Source organism: Salinisphaera orenii subsp. halophila YIM 95161 (genome assembly GCF_003732545.1).
Taxonomy (GTDB): Bacteria; Pseudomonadota; Gammaproteobacteria; order Nevskiales; family Salinisphaeraceae; genus Salinisphaera; species Salinisphaera orenii_A.
Genome location: NZ_AYKF01000063.1, coordinates 33,873 through 56,856 on the forward strand (window position 1 = coordinate 33,873; position 22,984 = coordinate 56,856).

The following is a 22,984-nucleotide window of genomic DNA, read 5'->3' on the forward strand; positions in this document are numbered from 1 at the left end:
TCAGTCCGCCGCTCCGTTGGTCGCGCGGCTCGTCTTCGAGGCCGCGCCGTGATCGAGAATGTTCCGAAACATGCGCAGTTGACCGCGCGTCGTGGTGTCCCAGCCGAAGTCCTCGGCGTAACGCCGCCGCCGTCGCCGACCCTCGGGCATGATCGCCTCGCCGTCGAGCTCGGCCCAGGCGCGAGCCACGGCAGCACCCGTTCGAGCCTCGATCAATACGCCGGCCGGCGCACCGGTGATGACCTCCGGAATGCCGTCGACGTCGGTCGCGATGACCGCGGTACCGCAGGCGATCGCCTCGAGCACCACATTCGGCATACCTTCCGAACGCGCCGCCAGCACCAGCGCGTCGGCGGCGCTGTAATACATCGGCAGGTCGTCGTGCTCGATCGCACCCAGAAAACGTACGCGGTCGACAACGCCCAGCCGGCTCGCCTGATCGCGCAGACGGTCTTCCAGCGGCCCGTCGCCGGCGATCAGCAGCGTGACCGTCGGCACGTGCACGAGCGCGTCGATCGCGACATCCACGCCCTTGCGCTCGATCAAGTGGCCGACACACAGCCACACGGGGCCGTCCACACCAAGCGCTGCACGGTCGGCGTCGCGATCCCGCGGGGCGAAACGCGTCAGATCGACGCCGTTGCGCAGCACGCTGATGCGATCACGGTCGATGCCCAACGCTTCGAGCCGAGCCGCCAGCGAGCGTGAAACCGTCACCAGACCGCTCGCCCGGCGTGCGGCGCGCCGGATCTGATGCCCGGGGCCTCGCATGCCGGCGATCTGGTTCAGGTCCGCACCCCGGGCCGTGACGACGAACGGCCGGCGAAACCAGCCGGCAAGCCAGGCCGCGGCCACGCCGTCGGGATAGAAATAGTGGCTGTCGATGAGATCGAAATCGAACCCCTCGCGCCGCCAGCGTTTCAGCGTCGCGCGGACCGATCGGGCCATCGTCAATGGCGACAGCATCATGCCGACCTTCGGCACGACGAGATAGCGCGGATGTTCGACGAGGATGCCGTGGCGCACTTCCCGTTTCGGCACCGCCGCCATGCGCGCATAGCGGCCGAAACGTTCGTGCGTGGAAAAGAACCACGGCACCGGCGCGACCACGCGCGCCTCGACCTCGCCGGTAGCCGCCAGCTGACGCAGGCGCTCCTCCACGAAAATGCCGTGGCGCGGCTGCCGACTGTTCGGATACAGACCGGTGACCACCGCAACCCGCGTCGGGCGCCTCTCCGCACGCGTCATCGGGCGTGCTCGGCCGGCGGCTGCATCGTCATGTACGGCGCGCCGATCTCGCTGCGGGAGACGATCGCCATGACCTTCTCGACCGTGTCCGCATCGAGTTCCTCACGCCAGCGCCAGGCGGAGATTTCCGGGTCCTTGTACACGCTGTAGTACCCGGAGCGCGCACTGCGCGTACTCTGCGCGACGAAATCGGCCGTCTGCTCGTTCCAGGACAGGCCGCATGCGTCGAACAAGGCGCGCAACCGCGTTTCCGGCGCGCGACAGACGTCCTCGTAATAGACGCAGTGATAGCGTCCGGTATCACGGCTGTCACGCCACGCCTTCTCATTGATCAGCACCCAGCGCCAGGCGAGACGCTCGACCGGCGTCAGCGTCTTCATGCGATCGATGGCAATGCCGTAGCGCTCACCGAGCGGCGTGCCCTCGACCGCGGCAAAGATCCCGTAGTCCTCGCTGTTGGAGTTCGCGCTCGAAAAGCTGTTACCCGCCAGACCGCGGTTCACGGATGCGATATAGCCGCAGGGGTGACGCAAGAGATGCACACCCCGGGCCTCCGGTAGCACCGTGAGCGCGGTGCCCAGACGGCCCAGGGAGTTGATCGACTTCCACACGATCCGGCGATCGGCGTACCGACGGGCGTTGACGTGAAACAGGACGGGGAAATCCGGGTAGAAGCGGCTGACCACGCGCGCGAACTCGACGCCGACATCCATCAGCCGTGCGCGCGGCGTCGACATATAGGCCTTGGCGAACAGGGGGCGCTTGCCGGCCACCCGCTGCGCGCGGATATCGGGCAGGCGCGCCACGAACTCCTGCAGCTCCCGGGCATGGTCCGCGGCATCATCGAGAGACGGATCGCGCGGCATCGCAAGCGGCGACCAGCTGTCCGGCTCGTGCCGATACAGCACGTCCGGATGGCTGTCGAACAGCTTGCCGATCCAGGTCGTGCCCGACCGGGGCATGCCGAACAACAGGATGCAGCCATCGCCCGTCACGGTATCCCGATCAGGCATGAGCCGGTTCCGCCGTCGTCGTGACGTCGTGCGTCGCTCCACCGAGCTGACGCGCGAGAAAGCGCGAGAGCATCAGCAGCGACCAGATCGCGGGGCCGTGATCACGCCGCCCGGAGACGTGCTGTTCCCACAGGTCGGCGAGTGCGCTGCGGTCGAACACGCCGCAGTCGACCAGCGGCCCCGCCGTGAGCGCGCCTTCGCCGGCGTCGCGCAGCGGCCCGCGGAACCAGTCCGCGATCGGCGCGGAGAACCCCTGCTTGCGGCGGTACAGGATGTCGTCCGACAGGTGCCCCTCAAAGGCCTTCTTGAGCACGTACTTGCCTTGTCCCCGATGCAGTTTGAGGTCGGGGCGCAGGCTCGCGGACCACCCCACGAACTCGTGATCCAGCAGCGGCACGCGCACCTCGAGACCGTGCGCCATGCTGGCCCGATCGACCTTGGTGAGAATGTCGCCCGGCAGCCAGGTCTTGAAATCCAGATATTGGGCGACCGAGAGCGCGTGCTCGGTGCCGGCGTTATCGCCGTGCGCGCGGAACAGATCCCGCGCGCGATAACCGTCGAGTTCGGACTTGAACGCCGTGCTGTACAGGCGCTCGCGCAGATCCTGCGGAATCACGGAGACGCTGTGGCAGTAGGCCTCCGCCGTGTCCATGGCCAGCGACTGGAAGGTGGTCTTGGCCCGGAACACGCGCGGCGCCCAATCCATTTTCGGATAGAGCGCGCCAAGAACGCCAAACACCGGTTTGCGGATCGAGGCCGGCAGCCTGGCGCGCGCACGCGATTCGTTCCAGTGCAGCCGATAGCGACGATAGCCGGCGAAGTTCTCGTCGCCGCCGTCGCCGGACAGTGCGACCTTCACCTGCTGCCGGGCGAGCTCGCAGACGCGATAGGTCGGCAGCGCGGAGCTGTCGGCAAAGGGTTCGTCGTAGACGTCGACCAGCGTATCGATGAGGCCGAATTCCTGACTCGCGATCCGATGCTCACGATGATCGGTGCCGAACTGACGCGCGACCTGACGGGCGTGGTCGGATTCGTCGAAGTCGGCATGGTCGAAGCCGATCGCGCAGGTCTTGACCGGCTCGTCGGAGGCATCGGCCATGAGCGAGACCACCGCGCTGGAATCGACGCCCCCGGACAGAAACGCCCCGAGCGGCACGTCCGCGACCAGACGCATGCGCACCGCCTCGTCCAGCCGCTCGTGCAGCTCGGTGGCCGTGGCCTCGGGCGCGTCGCTCTGCCGGGTCTCGAAGTCCAGATCCCAGTAGGCCGTCGGCGACGGCGCCGCACCGGGCTGCCATGACAGCGTGTGCCCGGCGGCCAGCTTGAAGGTGTCGCGGAAGATCGCGTACGGCTCGGGCACGTAGCCGAGCGCGAGATAGCATTCCAGTGCCCGCGGCGCGACGCTGCGCCCGACCCGCGGGTGCGCCATCAAGGTCTTGAGTTCGGAGCCGAAGACGAGATCGCCGTCGGCCGTCAGCCCGTAGTACAGGGGCTTGATGCCGAGCCGGTCGCGGGCGAGAAAAACGCGCTGCGTCTGCGCGTCCCAGATCGCGAAGGCGAACATGCCGCGCAGATGATCGACGCAGGACTCGCCCCAGTGCTGCCAGGCCCGCAGCAGCGTTTCCGTGTCACAGTGGCCGTCGAAATGATAACCCGCCTGTTCGAGCTCGGCGTTGAGCGCTCGGTAGTTGTAGATTTCGCCGTTGTAGACGAGCGTGTAGCGGCCGTCATCGCTGCGCATCGGCTGCTCGCCGCTGGCCGGGTCGATGATGGTCAACCGACGATGACCGAGCCCCGCCCCGGCCAGCAGCGCGCAGTCGTGCTGATCCGGCCCACGGTGAGCCTGCGCCGTGTTCATCGCCTCCAGGGTCGCCCGTTCGGGCGCGCGTCCGTCGGCGGTGATGATGCCTGTCAATCCACACATAGCGTCGAGTGCTAGTCTCCGAGCAACTGGTCGTAGAGGCGTATGTAGCCGTCGGTCATGGCCGCCACGCTGAACGCCTCGCACACGCGGGCCCGACCGGCCTCGCCGTAGGCGCGCCGGGTCTCCGGTGCCGCGGCGAGCGACCGCATCGCTTCGGCCAGCGCCGAGGCGTTGCCGGACGGCACGAGCATGCCGGTGCATTCCGGGGCCACCAGCTCCGGGTTGCCGCCCACCGCCGTGGCCACCACCGGCAGGCCGCTGGCCATGGCTTCGAGGATCGTCAGCGCCACGCCTTCGGCCACCGACGAGCAGACGTAGATGTCCAGGTCGCGCAGCACCGCCTCGACGTCATCGCGCGAACCCGGCAGCCGGACCCGGTCCGCGAGACCGTATTCGGCCACCCGCGCCTCGAGTGCGGCCCGCGCCGGGCCGTCGCCGACGATGACGAGTCCCAGCCGCTGATCGCCCTCGGCCGCGCAGGCTTCGGCGAAGGCGTCGATCAGCGTATCGAAGCCCTTCACCGGGTCGAGGCGCCCCACGGTACCGAACAATATATCGCACGCAACCAGATCCGGTACGGCGCGGTCGGTCCCGATCCCGGTGTCGGCCGGCGCGTAGCGCGCGGTATCGATCCCGTTATAGATGAGCTGCGTGCGCGCGCGCCCCACCCGTACCTCGTCCACGAGCCAGCGTTCCAGATCCGCGGAGACCGGCACGAAACGGCTGATGGCCGGCGCCAGCACCCGCCGCATCCAGCGATATCTGGGATTGCTGCCCTGAGGATCCGAGACATCGCGCCCGTGCTCGGCGTGCACGATCCGTCGAACCCCGGCGAGCCGGGCCCAGAAGGCCACGTCCAGCGCTCCGATATTGTAGGTGTGCACGATGGCCGGACGCAGCGCACGCAGCCGGCGCGTCAGGCGCAGATAGGCGGCCACGTCCTTGCCCGGCCGCTTGCCCAGCGCCTCGACCGGCACGCCGAGGGCTTCGGCCCGATCGGCGCGCACGCCCCGGCCACGCAGGCAGAGGATGCGATGCGCATAGCGATCACAGGTTCGCGCAATGACGGTGAGCGCCACCGTCTCCATGCCGCCGACACCGAATTCGTCCAGCACATGCACGATCACCGGTCGCGCCGCGGCGGTCGGATGCTCGGCGTGGGCCTGGGTCCGCGGCATGCCGGTCACGACCGTTCGCGCTCGACGGCTTCGACCGCGGCCCGGGCCATATCCACGAGCGCTGCGTCGTCATCCGCGGCCGCCGCGGAGGCCTGTGCCAGACGCAACACGGCCACATCGCCGGACTGGCCGAAGAGCATATACAGCGCCTGCCATGCGCGCAGCATGGGCCCGGGGTTGAGCCAGCGGTCACCGATGCGCGCCACGGACCAGATCTCCCAGCGCTGGCTGGCGTTGCGCCGCTGAAGTTCGAGCCGCCGGAACGTCGGCGCGGCGTCGCCCTTCAACGCCGCACTGCCCTGCCGCAGCACCTGCCAGCGTTGCTCGTCATGGACGCGATCCGCAGCATCGTCCGGCGCCAGGCGGACATAGTCGACGCGAATCGCGCCCTGACTCTCACCATAGACACGGCTGACATGTGGGCGCTCGGAGGCCAGCGGCATTCCCGGCCCGTCCCACGGGCCGGTGTCGTTAGCCTTCTTTCCGGCCAGCGTCTGCGGCAGCGTCGGCGCGGTCCGGTCCGCGGCATGCGCCATGGCGCTGGCGACGCCGAACCAGACCGCGGGGACGATGATCACGACCATCGCCAGAGCGGTGACCACGATCGCCCGCCGGCCGGCCACCGGCCGGTCGGCGGCTGCCGCGGCCGGCGGTCGGGGCGGCGGCTCGTGCCACGGCCAGCCCGCGAGGAACAGCAACACCAGAACCGTGCCGAAGAACTGCCAGCCGAAGATGGCGTGATCGGTTCCGGTGGCGTATTCGAGACCGAAGTATTCGCCGATGAGGATCGTGAAGAACACGCGCAGACCGTTGGCGATGATCGGCACGATCATCGAGGCCGCGATGAAGATCAGACGCCGGTGCAGGCTCTGATAGAACAGATAGGCGTAGAGCACGCCGAAGGCGGTCGTGGCGACGAAGAACTTGATCCCGCTGCAGGCTTCGGCGACATGCCAGGCCGACACCGGCGTATCGATCATGTGCCCGCTCATGAATACCGGCACATCGGTGAACCCGAGCGCGAACACCGACAGATGCGCGGTCACCGTCTGCAGCGGCTCGACCATGAAATTGCCGAACGGAATCGCGAACAGCACATAGCCCATCGGAAACGCCAGCACGCGCGCGACGGCCCGCCCGTAGAAGACATAGATCAGCACCGGCCAGATCGCCACCACGGCAACGTGCTGGAACAGGTTGATGCGCGACGCCGCGCCGACCAGCCACAGCCCGCCGAGGCCCAGGGCGAGCACCAATGCCCGCGGCCGCGGCTCGGCCGCCACGCGCGCCAGCCAGGCGCGGCGCCCCCAGACCAGGACCGCACAGACCGGAAAGATGAGATAGGCGTATTCGAACGTACCGGTACGCCCCCAGGTCGCGACGAGCGAGGCATAGGTCGAGGCGAACGCCGCGACATAGACCGCCATGGTCAGCACGAAACCCGCGTGCACGGCCCGGTTGACCGATGCACCGGCCGCGGTCGTACCCGACATCGTGCCCGCCGTCGTCCCGGCGCGGCTCATGCCGACAACCCCGCGGTCGCGCCCGATATCGCCGCACCGGCCGACTCACCGACACCGACCAGCGACCGCAACTCGGCGAAGCGCGCTTCCCAGCCGTAGTGGCGCAGCACGTAATCCCGAGCGCGGCCGGCGGTTTCGGCGCGGCCGGTCTCGCGGCCGAGAATCTCGACGACCGCGCTGGCGAAGTCGTCTGCCGTGCCGGCAACCGGGGCCACCTGAGCCGGCGCCGGTACCAGCCCGGCGGCGGCCTGCTCGGTCATCACCGTCGGCCGCCCCATCGCCAGCGCCTCGAGCACCTTGTTCTGGATGCCGCGCGCGATCCGCATGGGGGCGATCGCGGCGTCGGCATGCGCGAGATACGGCCGCACGTCCGGCACCGCGCCGGTGACCTGCACCCCGGGGTGCGACGCCAGCGCACGAACACGCGCTGTCGGGCGGGTGCCGACGATGCTCAGACGGGCCTCGGGCCGCGTCTCCCGAATCCGGGGCAGCACGGCCTCCACGAACCAGACCATCGCATCGGCGTTGGCACCGTAGTCCATGGCGCCGGTGAACACGAGTTGCGAGCCCGTCTCGTTCCCGTACGGGTTGTCGTACCCGAGACCGGGATCGAAATAGTCCGCATCCACGCCGTTGCCGAGGGCATGCACGCGCCCGGCGACTTCGGGCGCGGCACGGCGAAAGAAGTCGGCCTCGGCCTCGGAAACGAAAACACTGGCGTCGAACCGGGCCGCGAGCGCGCGCTCGCCCTGGAACAGCCGCTTCGCCTCACGCGCATAGACCCAGCGCATCGGCAGGCGGCTGCTGCCGGCATACTGCTGCCACTTGTCGGAATCGACGTCGACGAAGTCGAGCACGCGGCGCACATCGCTCCCCGCGTCCAGGGCATAGGGCGCCATCGTCGACGAGAACACGAACACCGCGTCGATGGGATGCTGGCCGAGTACGCGGCGCACCCAGCGGGTCATGGCACGGTCGCGGTAGTAGCCGAAACTCAGGGCCTCGCCGCGCCAGAGACCATTCAGGCTTCTCGCCTTGGCACGCAGCCCCGGCAGCGGCCGATAGCACTGCTCCGCGCACAGTCCATCCAGCGCCTCGCGATGCGACCAGTCCGCGGGATCGTCCACGAAGGTGCCCAGGTGCACGCGGTGGTGTGCCACAAGCGCGCGCAGCCAGTGATAGGCACGAATCTTGTCGCCCTTGTTCGGCGGGTACGGAATGCGGTGGCAGAGAAAGAGGATGTCGCCCATGGCGGGAGTCTCAGCCCAGATTGCGTGACAGCAACGGCCCGATCACGCGTGTGACCGGGATCGGCAGTTTCTGCCATGCCCGGATCACACGCTGGTAGCGCGGATTGGCCGGGCTCAGGTCGGGCAGGCTGTCGGCCTCGACCAGATAATACTCGTAGGCCAGCGGCTGCGGCTCGAAACCCCAGTGGCGCTTGAAGTGAAACGGGCCCGTCTCGCGCTTGCTGCGCCCGAAGTCGAAGACCCGCACGCCGCGAGCCGCGGCATGCGACATCAGCGCCCAGTAGAGATAGTCGTTGGCCTTGAGCTCGCGGGCGCGCTCGCCGGCGCCCGCATAGTAGGGCAACACCTCGTCGCGGAAATAGAAGCTCAGCACGCTGGCCACCGGCTCACCCTCGTGGGTGATGGTCAGCACTTCGACGGCGTCGCCGAAGGTCTCCAGCAGCAGCGTCATGTATTTCTTGGAGAACACCGGCGTGCCGAGATTGCGCAGGCTGTAGGCGTAGAGCGGATACAGGCGCTCGACGTCGCTGTCGATCTCGGCCGCCATCCCGAGCTTCATCGCCTTGCGCACGACCGCCCGCTGCTTGCGCGGAATCACCTGGAGATTGGCCTCGTCGTCGGCCGCGATCTCGCGCCGGAACGTGTAATACAGATCCTTGCCGTGCCAGTCGGCGTGGCGCGGTGTGCGCTCGCGGGCCTCCAGATAGTCCACGCCGAGACGACGCGCCAGCTCGCAGGCATGGGCATAGAGCGCGGCCTCGGCACGCTCGGTGGCCGCCAGCGCGCCCCCATAGACGCAGAACGGGGTCGAGATCAGCGCGTTCGCGAACAAACGACTCTTGACGTGCACCAACGGCAGCACGCCCTCGATCCGTCCGTCCGTTTCCGCGTACAGGAAGTGGCAGCGGTGGCCGAACGCGCCCTCGATGACGCGCTTCCAGCCGGCCTGGTGAAAGAAGGTGGCGTCGGGCGCTTCGGCCACGAACGCATCCCAGCGATGGGTATCCGTATCGAGCACGTGAACGACGGGCGTGCTGGCGGTCATGAGGCTCTCGCAGTCTTGTACGGCGGGTTGTCGAACACGTCGCGATGGGTCGAGGCAGCGCCCTCGACCGGAAACACGCGATCCATGCGATCCCAGCGGAAGTCGGCCAGCAGCCGCGCCAAGCGCGGCTCGACGCGGTGCAGGTTGAGATAATGACGAAAACGCGTCTTCAGGCTCACGCCCGGCACCCGCGGCTGGGCCGGGTCCAGCTCCCAGGGGTGGAAATAGAACAGCGCCGCCCGGCCGTCGCGCCGGTTCACGCGGCGCAGGGCCGCGCGGGTCAGCGCATACGGGTAGAGCCGGAAGAACCCGCCGCCCGCGCAGGGGAAACGTTTGCCGCCGGCCTCGACCGTGGTCACCGGGATCTCCAGGAGGCCGCTGTCCTGGACCCGGAACGCGAACCGCGGCGCCTCGGCCATGCCGTAGGCGTCGTGCGCACCCGGAAAGATGCTCGAACTGTAGACGTGACCGGCTTCGGCCAGCTCGTCAAGCGCCCAGAGATTGGTGCGGCCGATGGAGTAGCTGGGGGCGCGATACCCCCGGACACGCTGCCCGGTGACGTCCTCCAGCACGCCCTTCGCCCGCCGGATGTCGGCAGCGAAGGTCGCGCGATCCTGGTTGATCACGCGGACATGATGCATGCCGTGACTGGCAATCTCGTGACCGGCATCGACCACGCGCCGCAGCATCCCGGGATGGCGCTCGGCGATCCAGCCGAGCGTGAAGAACGTCGCGCGCACGCCGGCGAGCTCGAACATCGCCAGAATACGATCCATCGCCGCTTCCACGCGCCCCGGAATGGTTTCCCAGCGTTCGAAGGGCACATGCGACTCGAACGCCGATACCTGGAAGTACTCCTCCACGTCGACGCTCATGGCATTGACCGGATTGGCGTCCGTCGCGGCCAACGGCTCGGGGACGAATGCGTCACTCATAGCGACGCCCCCAGCGGAAATAGCGGGTGAGTGCCGAATCCTCGGTCTCGCTGAAGCGCGACTGCGACGACCAGGACAGCTTCTCGTCGTCGATCTCGGCGGCCGGCGCCGCCGACGCATCGGGCTCGGCCGGGGTTTCGGCATCCGCCGGCTGCGCCGCGTCGTCATCGGTTCGAGGCGTCTGCGAGGCATCGGGCGCGTGTGACAGCAGCGTCTCCAGACGCTCGACCCGCAACAGCGCATCCACCAGTGCCCGCTGTTCCGCGCTGGCCGCATGCTCGGCCAGCAGGGTATCGGCGCGCGCATCGCCGTACTGGCGACGCAAGGCCCGCTCGAGCCCCGCGACGCGGTCGGTCAGCGCGGTGACCGATGTGTTCGTGCCCGTCGATACCACGCTGTTGGTGCCGCTCGGCGCGGGCGCATCGTCGAGTGCCAGATCGTCGCTGGCGAACTCGTCCTCGAACTCCTGGATGACGACCTCGAGGTCCTCGACCGTGAGCATCATCCGCTCGTCGAGATAGCCGTAGAGCAGCAGTCGATCCATGATCAGATTGATGCGGCGCGGAATGCCGCCCGCCCACTCGTGCACCCGGGCATAGACGCCCTGCTCGAACGACGGCTGCCCGGACCGCCAGCCGACCTTCTCCAGACGATGCTCGATATAGCCGGCGATCTCGTCGGCATCCAGCGGCGTGAGATGGTACGAGGCCACGATGCGTTGACGCAGATGCGCCATCGACGGGCGCGAGAGCACGCTGCGCAATTCGGTCTGGCCGATCAGAATCACCTGCAGCAGCGCCTGGCCATCGGCCTGCAGATTGGAGATCACCCGCAGCTCCTCGAGCGCCTCGGGGCTGCAGGTCTGGGCCTCGTCGACGATCAGCAGCGATCCCCGCGACCGATTCGGCGCCAGTTTCGCCACCAGGGCGTCCAGCAGTTCGAACTTGGAGCGCGCCTTGTACGCCACGCCGAACGCGCCGGCCACCGCCGGCAGCACCGCATCGCCGTCCACGTTGGCCATGGCCACGCGTGCAATCGACAGATGCTGGGTCTGCAGCTGATTGAGCAGCGTCTGCAGCAGCAGGGTCTTGCCGGTGCCGACATCGCCGGTGATGACGACGAACCCCTCGTTGCGCTCCACGCCGTAGATCAGATACGACAGGCCCCGCGTGTGATTGCGGCTCTCGAACAGCAGCCGCGGATCGGGCATGAGCTGGAAGGGGCGCCCCTTCAGCTTGTAGAAACGTTCGTACATGCGGCTAGAAACTCTTGCGGAACTGCACGACGATCCGATTTTCCTCGTACTCGGACGCGTCCGAGTCGTCGTCGCGCCAACTGCGCACATAGCCGACCGCGCCCTGGGAGGTCGGGGTCAGCGAACGGATCAGCGACGTGCCCACCGCGTAGGTGTCGTACTCGCCGCCACGGGACGAACCCTCGCGGTTCTGCCAGCGCGCGCGCGGCACGAACGTCATGCGGCGGGTGACGTTGTAACGCGTCTCCAGATCCAGCCGCTTGTACGTCTCGTCGGGTTCGTCGCTGTCCTGATATTCGCGCTCCTGTTGGGAGGCGGTCAGCCTTGTCTCCGTCAGCGCCGTGTCGAAGTCCACCGAGGCCGACAGCTGCTTCTGCACGAACACGCCGCGATCGAACTGCGACGACGTCGTGCCGCCAAAGCCGCCGAAGCCGCCGAAGCCACCACCCGAGGAGCCGATGGAACCGCCACCGTTGAGTGTGTTCAGCGCCTGATTGGTGGTCTCTTCATCGTAGCCGACCTGGGTGTCGAAAAGGCGCCCATCATGCGAGGCGCTGAATTCGTACGAAGTGCCGTAGTAGCGGTCGCCGACGCGGGCTTCAAGCGAATTACGCGCCGAATCCCAGCGGAACCCGCCATTCCAGAACGGCTCCTCCAGACGGTCAGTGGTGCCGTCGCGGTTGTAGCGGTTCTCCAGACCACCGGCGCCCACCAGCTGCAGTGTCGGCGTGAGCCGATAGCCCAGATCGAGCATGACACGGTCGAAATACGTCGTCCGGTCCCGCTCCAGCGCCTCCTCGTCGGGCAGCAGCGGCGAATCCTGCAGCTCATCCGGAAAACGGTCGAGAAAACGCGACTCGTCGCCGCCGCTGCGTTCCACGCGCTGCGTCAATGCACTGAACTGGTAGCTCAGGGGCTCCCGTGTCTCGGGGCTGGTTATATTCAGAAAAACGCCCTGGACGGTGCTGTCCGGCACGTCGCGGTCGCCGTAGTCCGAGTAGCCGTAGCGGTAGCGCAGCATCGCCTGCCCGACCGGCCCCAGCGACTGCACCAGATACGGGCTGACGTTGCTGACCCAGGCCGTGGTCTTGTTCTGGTCGGGGCGAATGCTGTTCGACGCCGAGAAATTGATCGACGGATCGACCACCGTCTGACCGTAACGCGTGTCGGCGTCGAGATAGAACCGGCCCGGGACCAGCTCGATCGTGGTCTCCGCCTGGATATCGTTGTAGACGTCGTTGTACTGGCTGTTGTTGGCGTAGATCAGCCCTTCGAGCTGATAGCTGAGCTGGCCGCGGATACGGCCGGTCTGCGAACAGGCATCCAGACGGGGCGAGACCGCGGTGATGTAGTCGCTCATCGCCTCATCGTCGGGCTCCTGGTTCAGGTTGTCGGTGTAGGTCTCCGAGGCCGAAACCGACAACTGCGCGTAGCGTCCGTCGTTGCCGGCGGTCGCGCTCGTCAACTCCAGCGAGTCGTAGACGCCCGGTTCCCCGACATCACTGAACCCGGCTGCCGCAACGCACCCCCCACCGAAACCTGGCCGGAACGCCAGCCCGCTCATGCCCAGGAGACCCGAGGCGTCGCCGCCGCCGAACAGACGCGTGAACGGATTGGCGCCGCCCGACGCAGCCGCAGCGCTCTCGCTGTCGCCGCCCTGTGCACCGCTCGCGCCCGAGTTCGTGCCGGCGGTCGAGCCGCCATCGCCGTCCTGCGCGTGCAGGGCCAGCGGGAAGCAGAATGCCGGAACGGCCAGCAGCGCAGAGGCCGCGCGCAGGCGCATGGCCTCACTGCAGCGCGACGTCATTGCCGACGCCGACGGGCCGTTATCGACGCCCGCACCGATCGCCTGATCTTCAACCAAACTTCTCACCCTCGCCCGAATAGACGCCGTAGTAGCCATCGTAGTCCTCCCCGAAGCCCTTGCGGGTCTGATTCAGCACCAGGCTGATGGCCGCGTTCGCCGGCTCGATAAGCGACAGCGCGGAATCCAGTGCGCGCCGCTCGGTTCGGCCGGCGCGCACGACCAGTAGAATCTGGCCCATCGACAACGCCAGCGACTGGGCTTCGGCCGTGGCCAGCAGCGGTGGCGAATCGAATATGACGATGCGCGCCGGATCGGCCGCCAGCTCGGCGACGATCGACGCCATGCGACGACTCGCCAGCCGCTCCGCCGCCTCCTCGCTGCGCTGGCCGGACGGCAGCACGTAGAGATTGGGGACGTCGGTGGCGACGATCGCGTCCTCAACGACCGCATCGCTGTCCTCGAGAAGATCCATGAGGCCGGGTCGGTCCGACACGCCGAGGCTGCGACTGACGCCGGGTTTGGCCACGTCGCCGTCGACGAGCAGAACCGAGTGATCCATCTCGCGCGCCAGGCTCATCGCCAGATTCATCGACATGAACGTCTTGCCGTCACCGGGATGCGCGCTGGTGACCATCAGGCGATTCGCGTTGGGCAGCGCCGCGCCGTCGTTCGGATTCAGGGCGGCGAGGATCGGGCGTTTGATGCGCTGGAATTCACGGCCCAGCTGGGCACTCATCGATTTCGGCGGCACCACCCCGCTACGGCGCAGTGAAGCCCAGTCCAACGATACGGCGCCGCCGGCAGTCGGCTCGCCAGCATGCTCCGCACGCGCCGACTCCGGCGTCTTTCGGCTCACGCTACGTTCGACGGCCGTCGGGCGACGCTCGCTGGCCTCCGGCGCTTGCTCCGTGTTCGACGTACGATTCGTCGGCTGCTCTCGCCCCTTCTCGCGCTGCAATCGTTCCGCGGCTTTCTCGACGATACTCATAGCAATTGGCCTGTGAACAGTGCCGGCACCAGACGCGCGCCGACAGGGGCCAGCACGACCGCGCCGACATAGCCCACGATGAGCGTGCCCGCGCAGACAAGAAACAGAAGGAGACCGGTATGACGCTGGGCACGCTGGCCCGTGCTCCATGCCATGGAGACGGAGCCGACCACAGGCAGTCCGGTGGCGTCGGTGAGCGACTTGCGGTTGATGAACACCGGACGGATCTGGCCCAGGAAGAACGCAAAGGCAATACCAGCCGCGGCGGCGGCGAACAGCGCCATGGTCAGCAGAATCACACGCTGCGGGCCGAACGGCTCAGCTGGCACTTCCGGCGGATCGATCACCCGGAACTCGAGCGGGTCATTGTGTTGACGGACATCGGTCGACAGCCGCGCCGAGTACAGACGCGTCAGCAGTTTCTGATACTGGTCCTGAGTGACGTTGTAGTTACGCGTCATCTTGGCCAGCTGCGCCTGGGCGTCGGTCATCTCGTCGGCACCCGAACGCAGCCCCTCTAACTGGGAACGCTGTCGCTCGATCGACGACTGCAGCGTCTCGATTTCGACATTCGCGGCATCCAGCTGCTGGCTCAGAACGCTGGTATTGTCCCCTGCGGCTGATGCGGAAACGGCCTGGCCCGGGTTCGCCCTGAGTTCCGCAATCGTATCCGAACGGCTTTGACGCAGGCGTTCGATCTCGCGCCGAGCCGAGGCGACGTCGGGATGCTCCGGGGTGTACTTGGTCAGCAGCTGTTCGATCTTGCGCTGCTGCTCGGTGATCCGGGCGTCGATGCTCTGCACCTGCTGGCTGCGCTCGGGGGTGACGGAAGTCGACCCGCCCCGGCCGCTGAGCTGCTGCTGCAGACTCGACCGGCGCTGGCGCGCCATGGCGAGCTGATCGTTGAGTTCGTCAATCCGCGCGTTCGCACGCTTGACGCGCGAGACGTAGTCGTCGCTACCGGGGATCAGTTCGGGGTTTTCTTTCTTGAACTCGGCGAGCTTACGTTCACTCTCGGCGAGTCGCTCCTCGTAATTGTCGACCTCCTCGCTCAGAAAGGCCGTGGCATTCGCCGAATCCTCGCCGTTGGCGTTATCCGATACCGCCATGTCGGTCATGATGTTGAGCACCTGCTGGACCACGGCCTGTGCCACCTCGGCATCACCCCCGGTATAGGCAACCCGGTAGACGTCCGTGTTGCGATTGGTGCTCGTGAGCTGGATCCGCTGGTCGAGTTGATCGAGCAACGCCTGCTCCTCCTCCGGCGTGGTGGCCTGTAGATCCAGCCCGGTACGACGGGCGATATCCCGCAGGTGGGGCCGGCTGAGCACGGTACCGATCAGCAACTCGACTTGGCGCGATACGTCCGGCATGACGGTCATGCCGCTCAACAGCGGCCGGATGGCGGACTTGGTGTCGATGTGCACGCGTGCCTCCGAACGATACTCGTTCGGCATGCTGTAGACATACACCCAACCGACGATGGCAATCACCCAGGCGATGGCCAGCGCAAGCCAGCGGAAGCGCCAGATATTGCGCAACTGCTCGAGGACTAGGGAGAAGAGTTCCTGCATGGTCGGTCGCTCGTCGGATTCGAACACCGCACGTCAGGTGCGGCCCCACGGTAGCCGTGCTAGAAGTAGGTTCTCGGGATGATGATCACGTCCCCCGGATGGACCGGCACGTTGTTGTCGATCTCGCCGTTGAGCAGATCCTGGAGATTCACGCCGTAGGAAGTCTCGCCCTCCTCGCCCGTCTCGCGCACGAGTTTCGCTCGATTGCCCGCGGCGAACTGCGTGAGGCCACCGACATTGATCATCACGTCCAGCAGCGTCATGCCCTCGCGGTACGGCATCGACTGGGGCCGTGCGGCCTCACCTACCACGCGCACCTGATCCGCATAGGTGCCGACGAAGTTGGTCACGATCACGGTGACGATCGGATCGCGAATATAGGTCCCCAGCGACTCCTCGAGATCGTCCGCGAGCACCTGCGGCGTCTTGCCGGCTGCGGCCATGCTCTCGACCAGCGGGATCGAGATATTGCCATCGGGGCGGACCGGTACCTGCATCGTGAGGTCCGGATTGTTGCGCACATAGATCTGAAGGCCGTCCCCCGGCCCGATGCGGTAGCTGCTCTCGATGGGCGAATCACCGGCTGCCGGGGGCGGCGAAGCCGCGCAGCCGGCGAGCAGGACGAGCGAGATCAGGCCGGCCAGAAGCGCCGGTATTGGATTATGACGTTGCACGTGAACACCCCTTGTTATCGATTCGTGTTCGTGGCGGCCCACCCGCCACGCCAGGCTGCGCCAGGGACGCGGCCGATTCTTCGAATACCCAGCCGCGCAAACATGAAACAGCACGGCACTTCCATACGACGAACAGCGCATTGTATCCGTTTTCCATGAACAGCCGGTAAACGGTGCCAGCCGACGCCATCTACTGCGTCCCGTCGCCGGCGAGTCTTTCCAGCAGCTGACGCGCCTCGTCCCGTTCCTCGAACGCCGCTTGTGAGTCGCCGAGATCCTGCAGGATATCGATCGCGCGCTCTTCGTCGCCGGCATCGCCCCGCTGCGCCAGGGCGTAGGCCAGATGATAACGGATGCCGGCGGGCGGCTCGGTGGCCTCCGTGGCGGTTTCGAGCAGGTCGATCCCCTCGGCCAGCTGCCCTGCCTGCACCAGGATCCAGCCCAGGGTGTCGGCGACCGCCGTACTGTCGGGCGCCGCCTCGTGGGCACGGCGTGCCACCGAGAGGGCACGCTCGTCGTCCTGCGACTGGTAGATGACGGCCAAGTTGTTCAACGCGATCGCATTGTCCGGCCGCGCGTCCAGAACCTGCCGATACTGCTCGGCAGCGGCCTCGTCCTCGTCATTCGACTGATACCACTGGCCGAGACGCAGCGCGATCGCGGTATTGCCCGGGTGGCGATCGTTCCAGTCCTCGAGCGATCGCTGTGGCGCGTCGATGCCGGCCTGGCGGCGAACCTCGAACAGGCCGATCGCCAGTTCCGCGCTGGGGCTCTCCGCATAGGCGGTTTCGTAGGCGGCGGCCGCCTCCCGGTGCTGGCCGGCCGCCCGCCGGACATCACCTTCGAGTATCGACGCCGCAACCGGATTGCCGTTGTCGCGCAGCACCTCGACCAGCGGCAACGCGTCGTCCGTGCGGCCCTGACTCGCGAGGGTCGCGGCCAGCAGCCGCACGGCCGGCATGAAATCTGGCGCGTGCTCGCGCAAGGCCCGCAACGTCTCCACCGCGGCGTCAACACGGCCCGCGCCAAGCTGCGCCTGGGCCAGGTCGAACCGATAGGCCGGCTGGCCGTCATCGGCCAGTTCCACCGCCCGAGCCAGGCTCTCGAGCCCGGCATCGGTCTGCTCGGCGGCCAGCCGTGCCACCCCCTGCACGCGACGCAGATCGGCGTTGTCGGCGTGCGCCTCGACCAGTTCGTCCGCGAGCGCGACCGCACGTCCGGGGTCCGCGGCAGCAAGATAAGCGTTCGTCAACGCGACCGCGATACGCAGCTCGTCGGGCTTGTCTTCATGCGCCCGGGTGAGCATCGACACGAGTTCATCGGTACGGCCCGCCGCCGCATAGACGCCGGCCAGGTCCAGCGTCAACTGTATGTCGTCCGGCGAGGCCGCCCGCAACGCCTCCAGCCGCTGTGCGGCATCGTCATAGCGTTCCTGCTGGACGGCCAGTCGAACCTGGTCACGGGCGACGCCGGCATCGTCCGGTGCCAGCTCCTCGGCGCGCCCCAGGGCCTCGGCCGCCCTCGCGTCCTGGCCATCGGCCACATAGGCGCGCGCGAGGGCACGGTAGGCCCGCGTGTTATCCGGACTCTGCTCGACCAGCGACTCGGCTTCGGAGACCGCCTCCGCGGTCCGGCCAGCCGCCAGATCGGTTCCGATGCGCACCAGCGCCAGCCGGGCGCGTTCGTCTGCGGTTCCGGGCGTGACCCCCTCCATCACCGCGCGCGCGGCGGCATCGTTGCCCTGCCGCGCCAGGGCGGCGGCCAGATCGATCTGAAGCGCGGTATCACTGCCCTCGTCCGAGGCATCCGCGGAATCCCGTTCGGCGTCGAGCCCGGCCATGATCTCGGCCAGTAGCGAGCGTACACCCGGCGCATCCTCGTTCTCCTCATAGGCGCTACGAACGCTGTCGAGCGCCTTCTGCTCTTCGCCCTGACGCAGATAGATGTTCGCCCGCATGCGCAGCGCGTCCGTGTTGTCCGGCGTGCGCGCGATGACGCGGTCGAGATAGGTCTGCGCAGTCTGAGGATCGCCCTGGGCGATCTTGACCGAGGCCATCAGCATCAGACTGCGGACGTTGTTCGAGTCGGCGTTGAGTACGCGCTGCAGGTGCGAGGCGGCATCGTCGATGCGCTCGGAACGCAGATCGACGATGGCCTGCAGATAATTCGCGTAGGGGTTGTCCGGCGCGGCCTTGACCAGACCGGCGATCACCTCTGCGGCGGCCTCCGACTGACCGGTGCGCAGCTGGCAGTCGGCGAGAAAGGTGCGCAGCTGAAACTGCTGACCCGCATGCAACGCGTCCGGACCACTCTGATCAAGCGCCTTTTTGAAGCCGGCAATTGCCTGATCACACCGATTCTCGCTGTATTCCAGCCGGGCCAGTGCGGCCAGTGCGGGCGCGTAGTCCGGCTGCGCCTCGACCGCGCGCTCGAGCAGACTGCGGGCTCGATCATCGTCGCCCGCGGCCGAGGCGAGCTCTGCCTGGCCGATGAGCGCCGGCGCATGGCCGGAATCGATTTCGAGCGCCCGGGCGTAGGCGGCACCGGCCTCATCACTGCGCTCCAGACGAGAGAGCGCGTTGCCCTCGACCACGAGCGCCCGGAGGCGTTCATCGTTCTCGTCCGGCGAAAACGACTCGAGCACCTGCAGTGCCTGCGCGTCCTCGCCGCTGCCCAGATGAGCCTGCGCGAGTGCGAGCGCGAACGTATCCAGCGGCTCACCGTTGTCTCGCGCACGCTCGAACTGGTGCACCGCGTCCTCGTAGCGACCCTGGGCCAACGAGGCACGACCAAGCATGCGCCATGCCCTGCCGTTATCTCGATTATCTCTCAACACCTGCTTGAGCCGGACCTCGGCTTCGCGGTATTCGCCGCCGGCGAGGTTCTGCTCGGCACGATCGATCCGTTCACCCGTCGTCGTACCGGGGCCGCAGGCGGTGACCGACAGGCCCACCAGGCCCGCTGCAATGATCGCCGCAAGACGGCGTCTGGACGCATGATGTTTCATTATCGTTATTCGGCCCCCTCGGCCATGTCCGTGGTATCCACCGTATCTCCTAGGCCGAGTCCGACGCCATGTGATGTTTTCGCATCAGATCGTAGATGGCCGGACGCGACACGCCGAGCAGGCGTGCCGCCTGCGAGATGTTGCCGTCGGCGGCCTTGAGACTCTTTTCGAGTGCGCCGCGTTCCGCGTCGTCGCGAACTTTTCGCAGGTTGAGTTCGAGCTGTTCCCCGCCGTCTTCGACGGCGACCAGACCGAGATCCTCGGGCGTAAGCAGTTTGCCATCCGCCATGATCACCGCCCGGTTGACACGGTGCTCCAGTTCGCGGACGTTGCCGGGCCAGTCGTGGGCCTCGATCGCGGCCAGCGTCTCGGGCGCGAGCCCCCGAAGGCCACTCTGATGCTCGGTCACCGCGCGCTCGAAAAAGACCTTGGCCATGGCGGTGGCGTCCCCCGGACGCTCGCGCAGCGAGGGGATGAGAATCGTGATTTCGGCGATTCGGTAATAGAGATCCTCACGGAAATCGCCGGCATCGATCAGCTCCCGCAGATTCCGATGGGTGGCGCATATCACGCGTACGTCGACCGGAATCTCCTGGCGTCCGCCGACGCGCTCGATCACCCGTTCCTGGAGGAAACGCAGAAGCTTGGCCTGGAGCTGGCCGGGCATGTCGCCGATCTCGTCGAGGAAGAGCGTGCCGCCTTCGGCGAGTTCGATCTTGCCCGGCGTCTGGCGATTGGCGCCGGTGAAGGCGCCCTTCTCGTAGCCGAACAGCTCGCTTTCGAGCAGCTGCTCGGGGATCGCGGCGCAGTTGATCGCCACGAAGCGCGCCTCGGCGCGACTGCTCAGACCGTGGAGCGCGCGCGCCATGACCTCCTTGCCGGAACCGGTGTCGCCCAGCAGCAGCGTGGTCGCGTTCGTGGGGGCGACCTTCTCGATCTGGCGGACCACGCGAAGCATCGGTTCGCTGGTCGCGATGACCCCCTCGAGGGGGCGCGCGATGTCCTGTCGCAGGGCGCGGTTCTGCGCCTCGAGACGCCAGATGTGAAACGCGCGATCGATGATCAGACCGAGAATCTCGGTGTCGACCGGTTTCTGATAGAAATCGTAGGCGCCCATGCCGATGGCGCGGAGGGCATTGTCTTCGTCGCCGTTCCCGGTGACCACGATGACTTTCGTGCCCGGCGCCAGCCGCTGGATCTCGGCCAGCGCGTTCATGCCCTCGCCGACGCCGTCGGCCTCCGGCGGCAGGCCGAGATCGAGCAGCACCACCTGCGGTTCGTTGCGGCGCAGGTGCGTTATGGCGCCCTCCCTGTCCTCGGCGAAAAGCAGCTCGTAGCGGTCGAACGACCAGCGGAGCTGACGTGCCAGCCCCGGATCGTCCTCCACGACGAGCAGACGCTCGGTTTGAGTCTTCATGGCTGCTGCGCTCCCCCCGTATCCCCGTTCAACTCGCCGTTTGGTCCATGCTCCGATTCGGCCACCGGTAGACGCAGTGTAAACACCGTGCCGACGCCCGGCGTACTGTCGACGGCGACATCGCCGCCGGCCCCCCGCGCGAAATCCCGGGCCTGATACGCGCCGATCCCCATGCCCCGCGCCGACTTCGTGCTGAAGAACGGTTTGAACAGAGAATCACGAATGAACGCGGGCGTCATTCCCTCGCCGTTGTCGCTGACAGCGATCGCCACCGTTCCGACCTCGACGGTCGCGCGCACCCCCACCCAGCCGTCACGCCCCGTCGCATCCTGCGCGTTCTTTATGACGTGCCGCAGCACCATGGCAAAGCGTTCGCGATCGGCGATCACGATCGCTTCGCAGCCGTCGTCCTGGCGCTCGGGCACGGGCGACGTCCCGGCGAGGTTGTCCAGGACCTCCGCCACCAGCGCGTCGATGGCCACGCGTCCGCCCTGGCGCGGTCCGGCGGAGACGCGCTCGAGCTGGCGCAGAACCTCCTGCATCCGCGCAACGGAATTGTCGACCGTGAGAATCATGTCGTCGACGAATGCGGGATTGTGCTTGTGGCGTTCGGCGTTCTGGAGAATCAGGGACTGCTGGCCCGCGATGTTCTTCAGATCGTGCATGAGAAACGCCGTGAGCTGATTGAACGCCTCGAACTGACGGGCCTGGGTCAATGCCTGATTGCTCTCCTGCTGATCCAGGAACACGCCGACCTGGCGTCCGAGCGTCTTGAGCAGATCCAGCTCCTCCCAGCCCAGACGATACTGCGCGCGGGGCTCGGCCAGCACCATGAATCCGAGCAGGCGCTCTTCGGCGAACAACGGCAGCAGCAGCCGTGCCCGCGGCAGCTCTCGGAACGGCCGCGTCAGAGCCAGCGCCGACGCGGCTGCGGAGACGTCGCCCGACTCCCGGAAATCGACGATCCAGCCACTTTCATGCAAAAAGGTCGCGAGTTCCGAATCCACCGGCAGTTCGATCTCCGTCGCCTTGAGCAGGTTCCACTCGGCGACGACCACGAAACGGTCATCGCGATCGAGCCATAGCGCCCCCGCCGGACTATCGAGGAGCTGGGCCACCGCGCGGATCGCGCGCCCGTAAGGGTCCACGCCCGCCTCCTGGTGGCTCAGGCGTCGCGTGAGTGCCAGCCATTCCTCGCGATAATCGTACTTGTAGCTGAACAGATGCTTGTTGATGAACACGCGCAGGTGTGCGCGGATCTGGGCGGAGGCGAGCAGTACGAACAGGCCGATCGTGGTGGCCGCGAGAAAGAAGACCGCGGCCACCGAACCCCAGCTGCCGCCGAATCGACGGATGTAATAGCTGCCGAGTGCGACGATCACGAGATAGACCCCGACCGCGAGCACCGTGCCCGAGCGAAAGACCGCCTGGTGCGACATGCCCACGCGAGCCGACCAGCTCGCATGGCGCATCGCCGCGATCGCGATCATGGGCGCGGCGAGCGCGTTGACCGCACCGCGCGCGTCCCAGACGTTGATATCGATATGCGCGTAGACTAGCGCGAACGAATACATCAGAAAGTCGTAGACGAACAAGGTCATCAGCGCCAGACACAGATACTTGATGGCCCAGCGCCGATCCGTGCCGCCGACGCGCCAGGTCTGCTCCACGAGCACCAGCGCCCAGAAACTCGTGAGCGTGGCACCGACTGCGAAGAGGAAGCTGTGGCCGGACATCGGCGAGCCCACGACACTCGTCGAGGCAAGGCGCCAGGCGAGGTAGACCAGCAGAAGCAGGGGTAACCCGAGCGCGACACCGATCAGCAGCGGCCGCGTCGCCCGCCCCGGAAAGCTCGGCAGCAGCGAGGAGGCCAGCACCAGCCACATGCCGTTGCGGGTCGTCTCCGCCAGATCGAGCACCGGCCCGCCGGCACCGATGAGCGGCGCCGCGGCGAGCAGGCCGAGCCACAGTGTGTTGACGCCGCAGGCCGCCGCCAGCGGCCGCACGGCCGAATGATGCGGCTCGATAAGCACCAGAAACAGCGTGAGCAGGGCGAAGGCAACGGCCCCGATACCGTTGGATACCACCCACAGCTCGATCGAGGTCAGCTCGGGAAACACGGATGTAGGCAGCGCGATCGGGGCCG

At 67.2% G+C, this 22,984-nt stretch carries 16 protein-coding genes; all 16 read right to left on the reverse strand.

From position 1 onward, the window contains the following. Complete coding sequence (locus SAHL_RS04070) at nt 1-1,248, reverse strand: glycosyltransferase family 4 protein (RefSeq protein WP_123590124.1); 1,248 nt, start codon at nt 1,246-1,248, stop codon at nt 1-3. Beyond that, nucleotides 1,245-2,261, reverse strand: coding sequence for a sulfotransferase family protein (locus SAHL_RS04075; protein ID WP_123590125.1), 1,017 nt, complete (start codon nt 2,259-2,261; stop codon nt 1,245-1,247). Before SAHL_RS04075 ends, SAHL_RS04070 begins: the two co-directional genes overlap by 4 nt. After that, nucleotides 2,254-4,185 (reverse strand): XrtA/PEP-CTERM system amidotransferase, encoded by a 1,932-nt coding sequence (locus SAHL_RS04080; protein ID WP_123590126.1) that lies wholly within the window; start codon nt 4,183-4,185, stop codon nt 2,254-2,256. Before SAHL_RS04080 ends, SAHL_RS04075 begins: the two co-directional genes overlap by 8 nt. Nucleotides 4,186-4,196: 11 nt before the next feature. After that, on the reverse strand, nt 4,197-5,363 hold the full coding sequence (locus tag SAHL_RS04085; protein WP_148045476.1) for a glycosyltransferase: 1,167 nt from the start codon (nt 5,361-5,363) through the stop codon (nt 4,197-4,199). Nucleotides 5,364-5,368: 5 nt separating this feature from the next. Beyond that, nucleotides 5,369-6,856, reverse strand: coding sequence for an exosortase A (gene xrtA, locus SAHL_RS04090; RefSeq protein ID WP_184947324.1), 1,488 nt, complete (start codon nt 6,854-6,856; stop codon nt 5,369-5,371). Between the two features lie 26 nt (nt 6,857-6,882). Then, nucleotides 6,883-8,136 (reverse strand): TIGR03087 family PEP-CTERM/XrtA system glycosyltransferase, encoded by a 1,254-nt coding sequence (locus tag SAHL_RS04095; RefSeq protein WP_123590129.1) that lies wholly within the window; start codon nt 8,134-8,136, stop codon nt 6,883-6,885. A 10-nt stretch (nt 8,137-8,146) separates the two neighbouring features. Further along, nucleotides 8,147-9,181, reverse strand: a complete 1,035-nt coding sequence (locus SAHL_RS04100) for a FemAB family XrtA/PEP-CTERM system-associated protein (protein WP_123590130.1) — start codon at nt 9,179-9,181, stop codon at nt 8,147-8,149. After that, nucleotides 9,178-10,116, reverse strand: a complete 939-nt coding sequence (locus tag SAHL_RS04105; protein ID WP_221177824.1) for an XrtA system polysaccharide deacetylase — start codon at nt 10,114-10,116, stop codon at nt 9,178-9,180. Before SAHL_RS04105 ends, SAHL_RS04100 begins: the two co-directional genes overlap by 4 nt. Then, complete coding sequence (locus tag SAHL_RS04110) at nt 10,109-11,371, reverse strand: ExeA family protein (RefSeq protein WP_184947327.1); 1,263 nt, start codon at nt 11,369-11,371, stop codon at nt 10,109-10,111. The genes SAHL_RS04105 and SAHL_RS04110 overlap by 8 nt, the downstream gene beginning before the upstream one ends. Nucleotides 11,372-11,375: 4 nt before the next feature. After that, nucleotides 11,376-13,178, reverse strand: coding sequence for a TIGR03016 family PEP-CTERM system-associated outer membrane protein (locus SAHL_RS04115; RefSeq protein WP_184947330.1), 1,803 nt, complete (start codon nt 13,176-13,178; stop codon nt 11,376-11,378). A 49-nt stretch (nt 13,179-13,227) separates the two neighbouring features. Further along, nucleotides 13,228-13,914, reverse strand: coding sequence for an AAA family ATPase (locus tag SAHL_RS17745; RefSeq protein ID WP_184947332.1), 687 nt, complete (start codon nt 13,912-13,914; stop codon nt 13,228-13,230). Nucleotides 13,915-14,162: 248 nt separating this feature from the next. Continuing rightward, nucleotides 14,163-15,740 carry an XrtA system polysaccharide chain length determinant gene (locus SAHL_RS04125; RefSeq protein ID WP_123590134.1) on the reverse strand — a complete coding sequence of 526 codons (1,578 nt, stop codon included), beginning with the start codon at nt 15,738-15,740 and terminating at the stop codon, nt 14,163-14,165. A gap of 59 nt (nt 15,741-15,799) precedes the next feature. Then, entirely contained in the window at nt 15,800-16,414 is a 615-nt protein-coding gene (locus tag SAHL_RS04130) for an XrtA/PEP-CTERM system exopolysaccharide export protein (RefSeq protein ID WP_221177825.1), read from the reverse strand. Between the two features lie 190 nt (nt 16,415-16,604). Beyond that, nucleotides 16,605-19,421 (reverse strand): XrtA/PEP-CTERM system TPR-repeat protein PrsT, encoded by a 2,817-nt coding sequence (prsT, locus tag SAHL_RS04135; protein WP_123590136.1) that lies wholly within the window; start codon nt 19,419-19,421, stop codon nt 16,605-16,607. Nucleotides 19,422-19,470: 49 nt separating this feature from the next. Further along, on the reverse strand, nt 19,471-20,838 hold the full coding sequence (gene prsR / locus SAHL_RS04140) for a PEP-CTERM-box response regulator transcription factor (RefSeq protein ID WP_123590137.1): 1,368 nt from the start codon (nt 20,836-20,838) through the stop codon (nt 19,471-19,473). After that, nucleotides 20,835-22,958 (reverse strand): XrtA/PEP-CTERM system histidine kinase PrsK, encoded by a 2,124-nt coding sequence (prsK, locus tag SAHL_RS04145; protein WP_184947335.1) that lies wholly within the window; start codon nt 22,956-22,958, stop codon nt 20,835-20,837. Before prsK ends, prsR begins: the two co-directional genes overlap by 4 nt. Nucleotides 22,959-22,984: the final 26 nt, after the last annotated feature.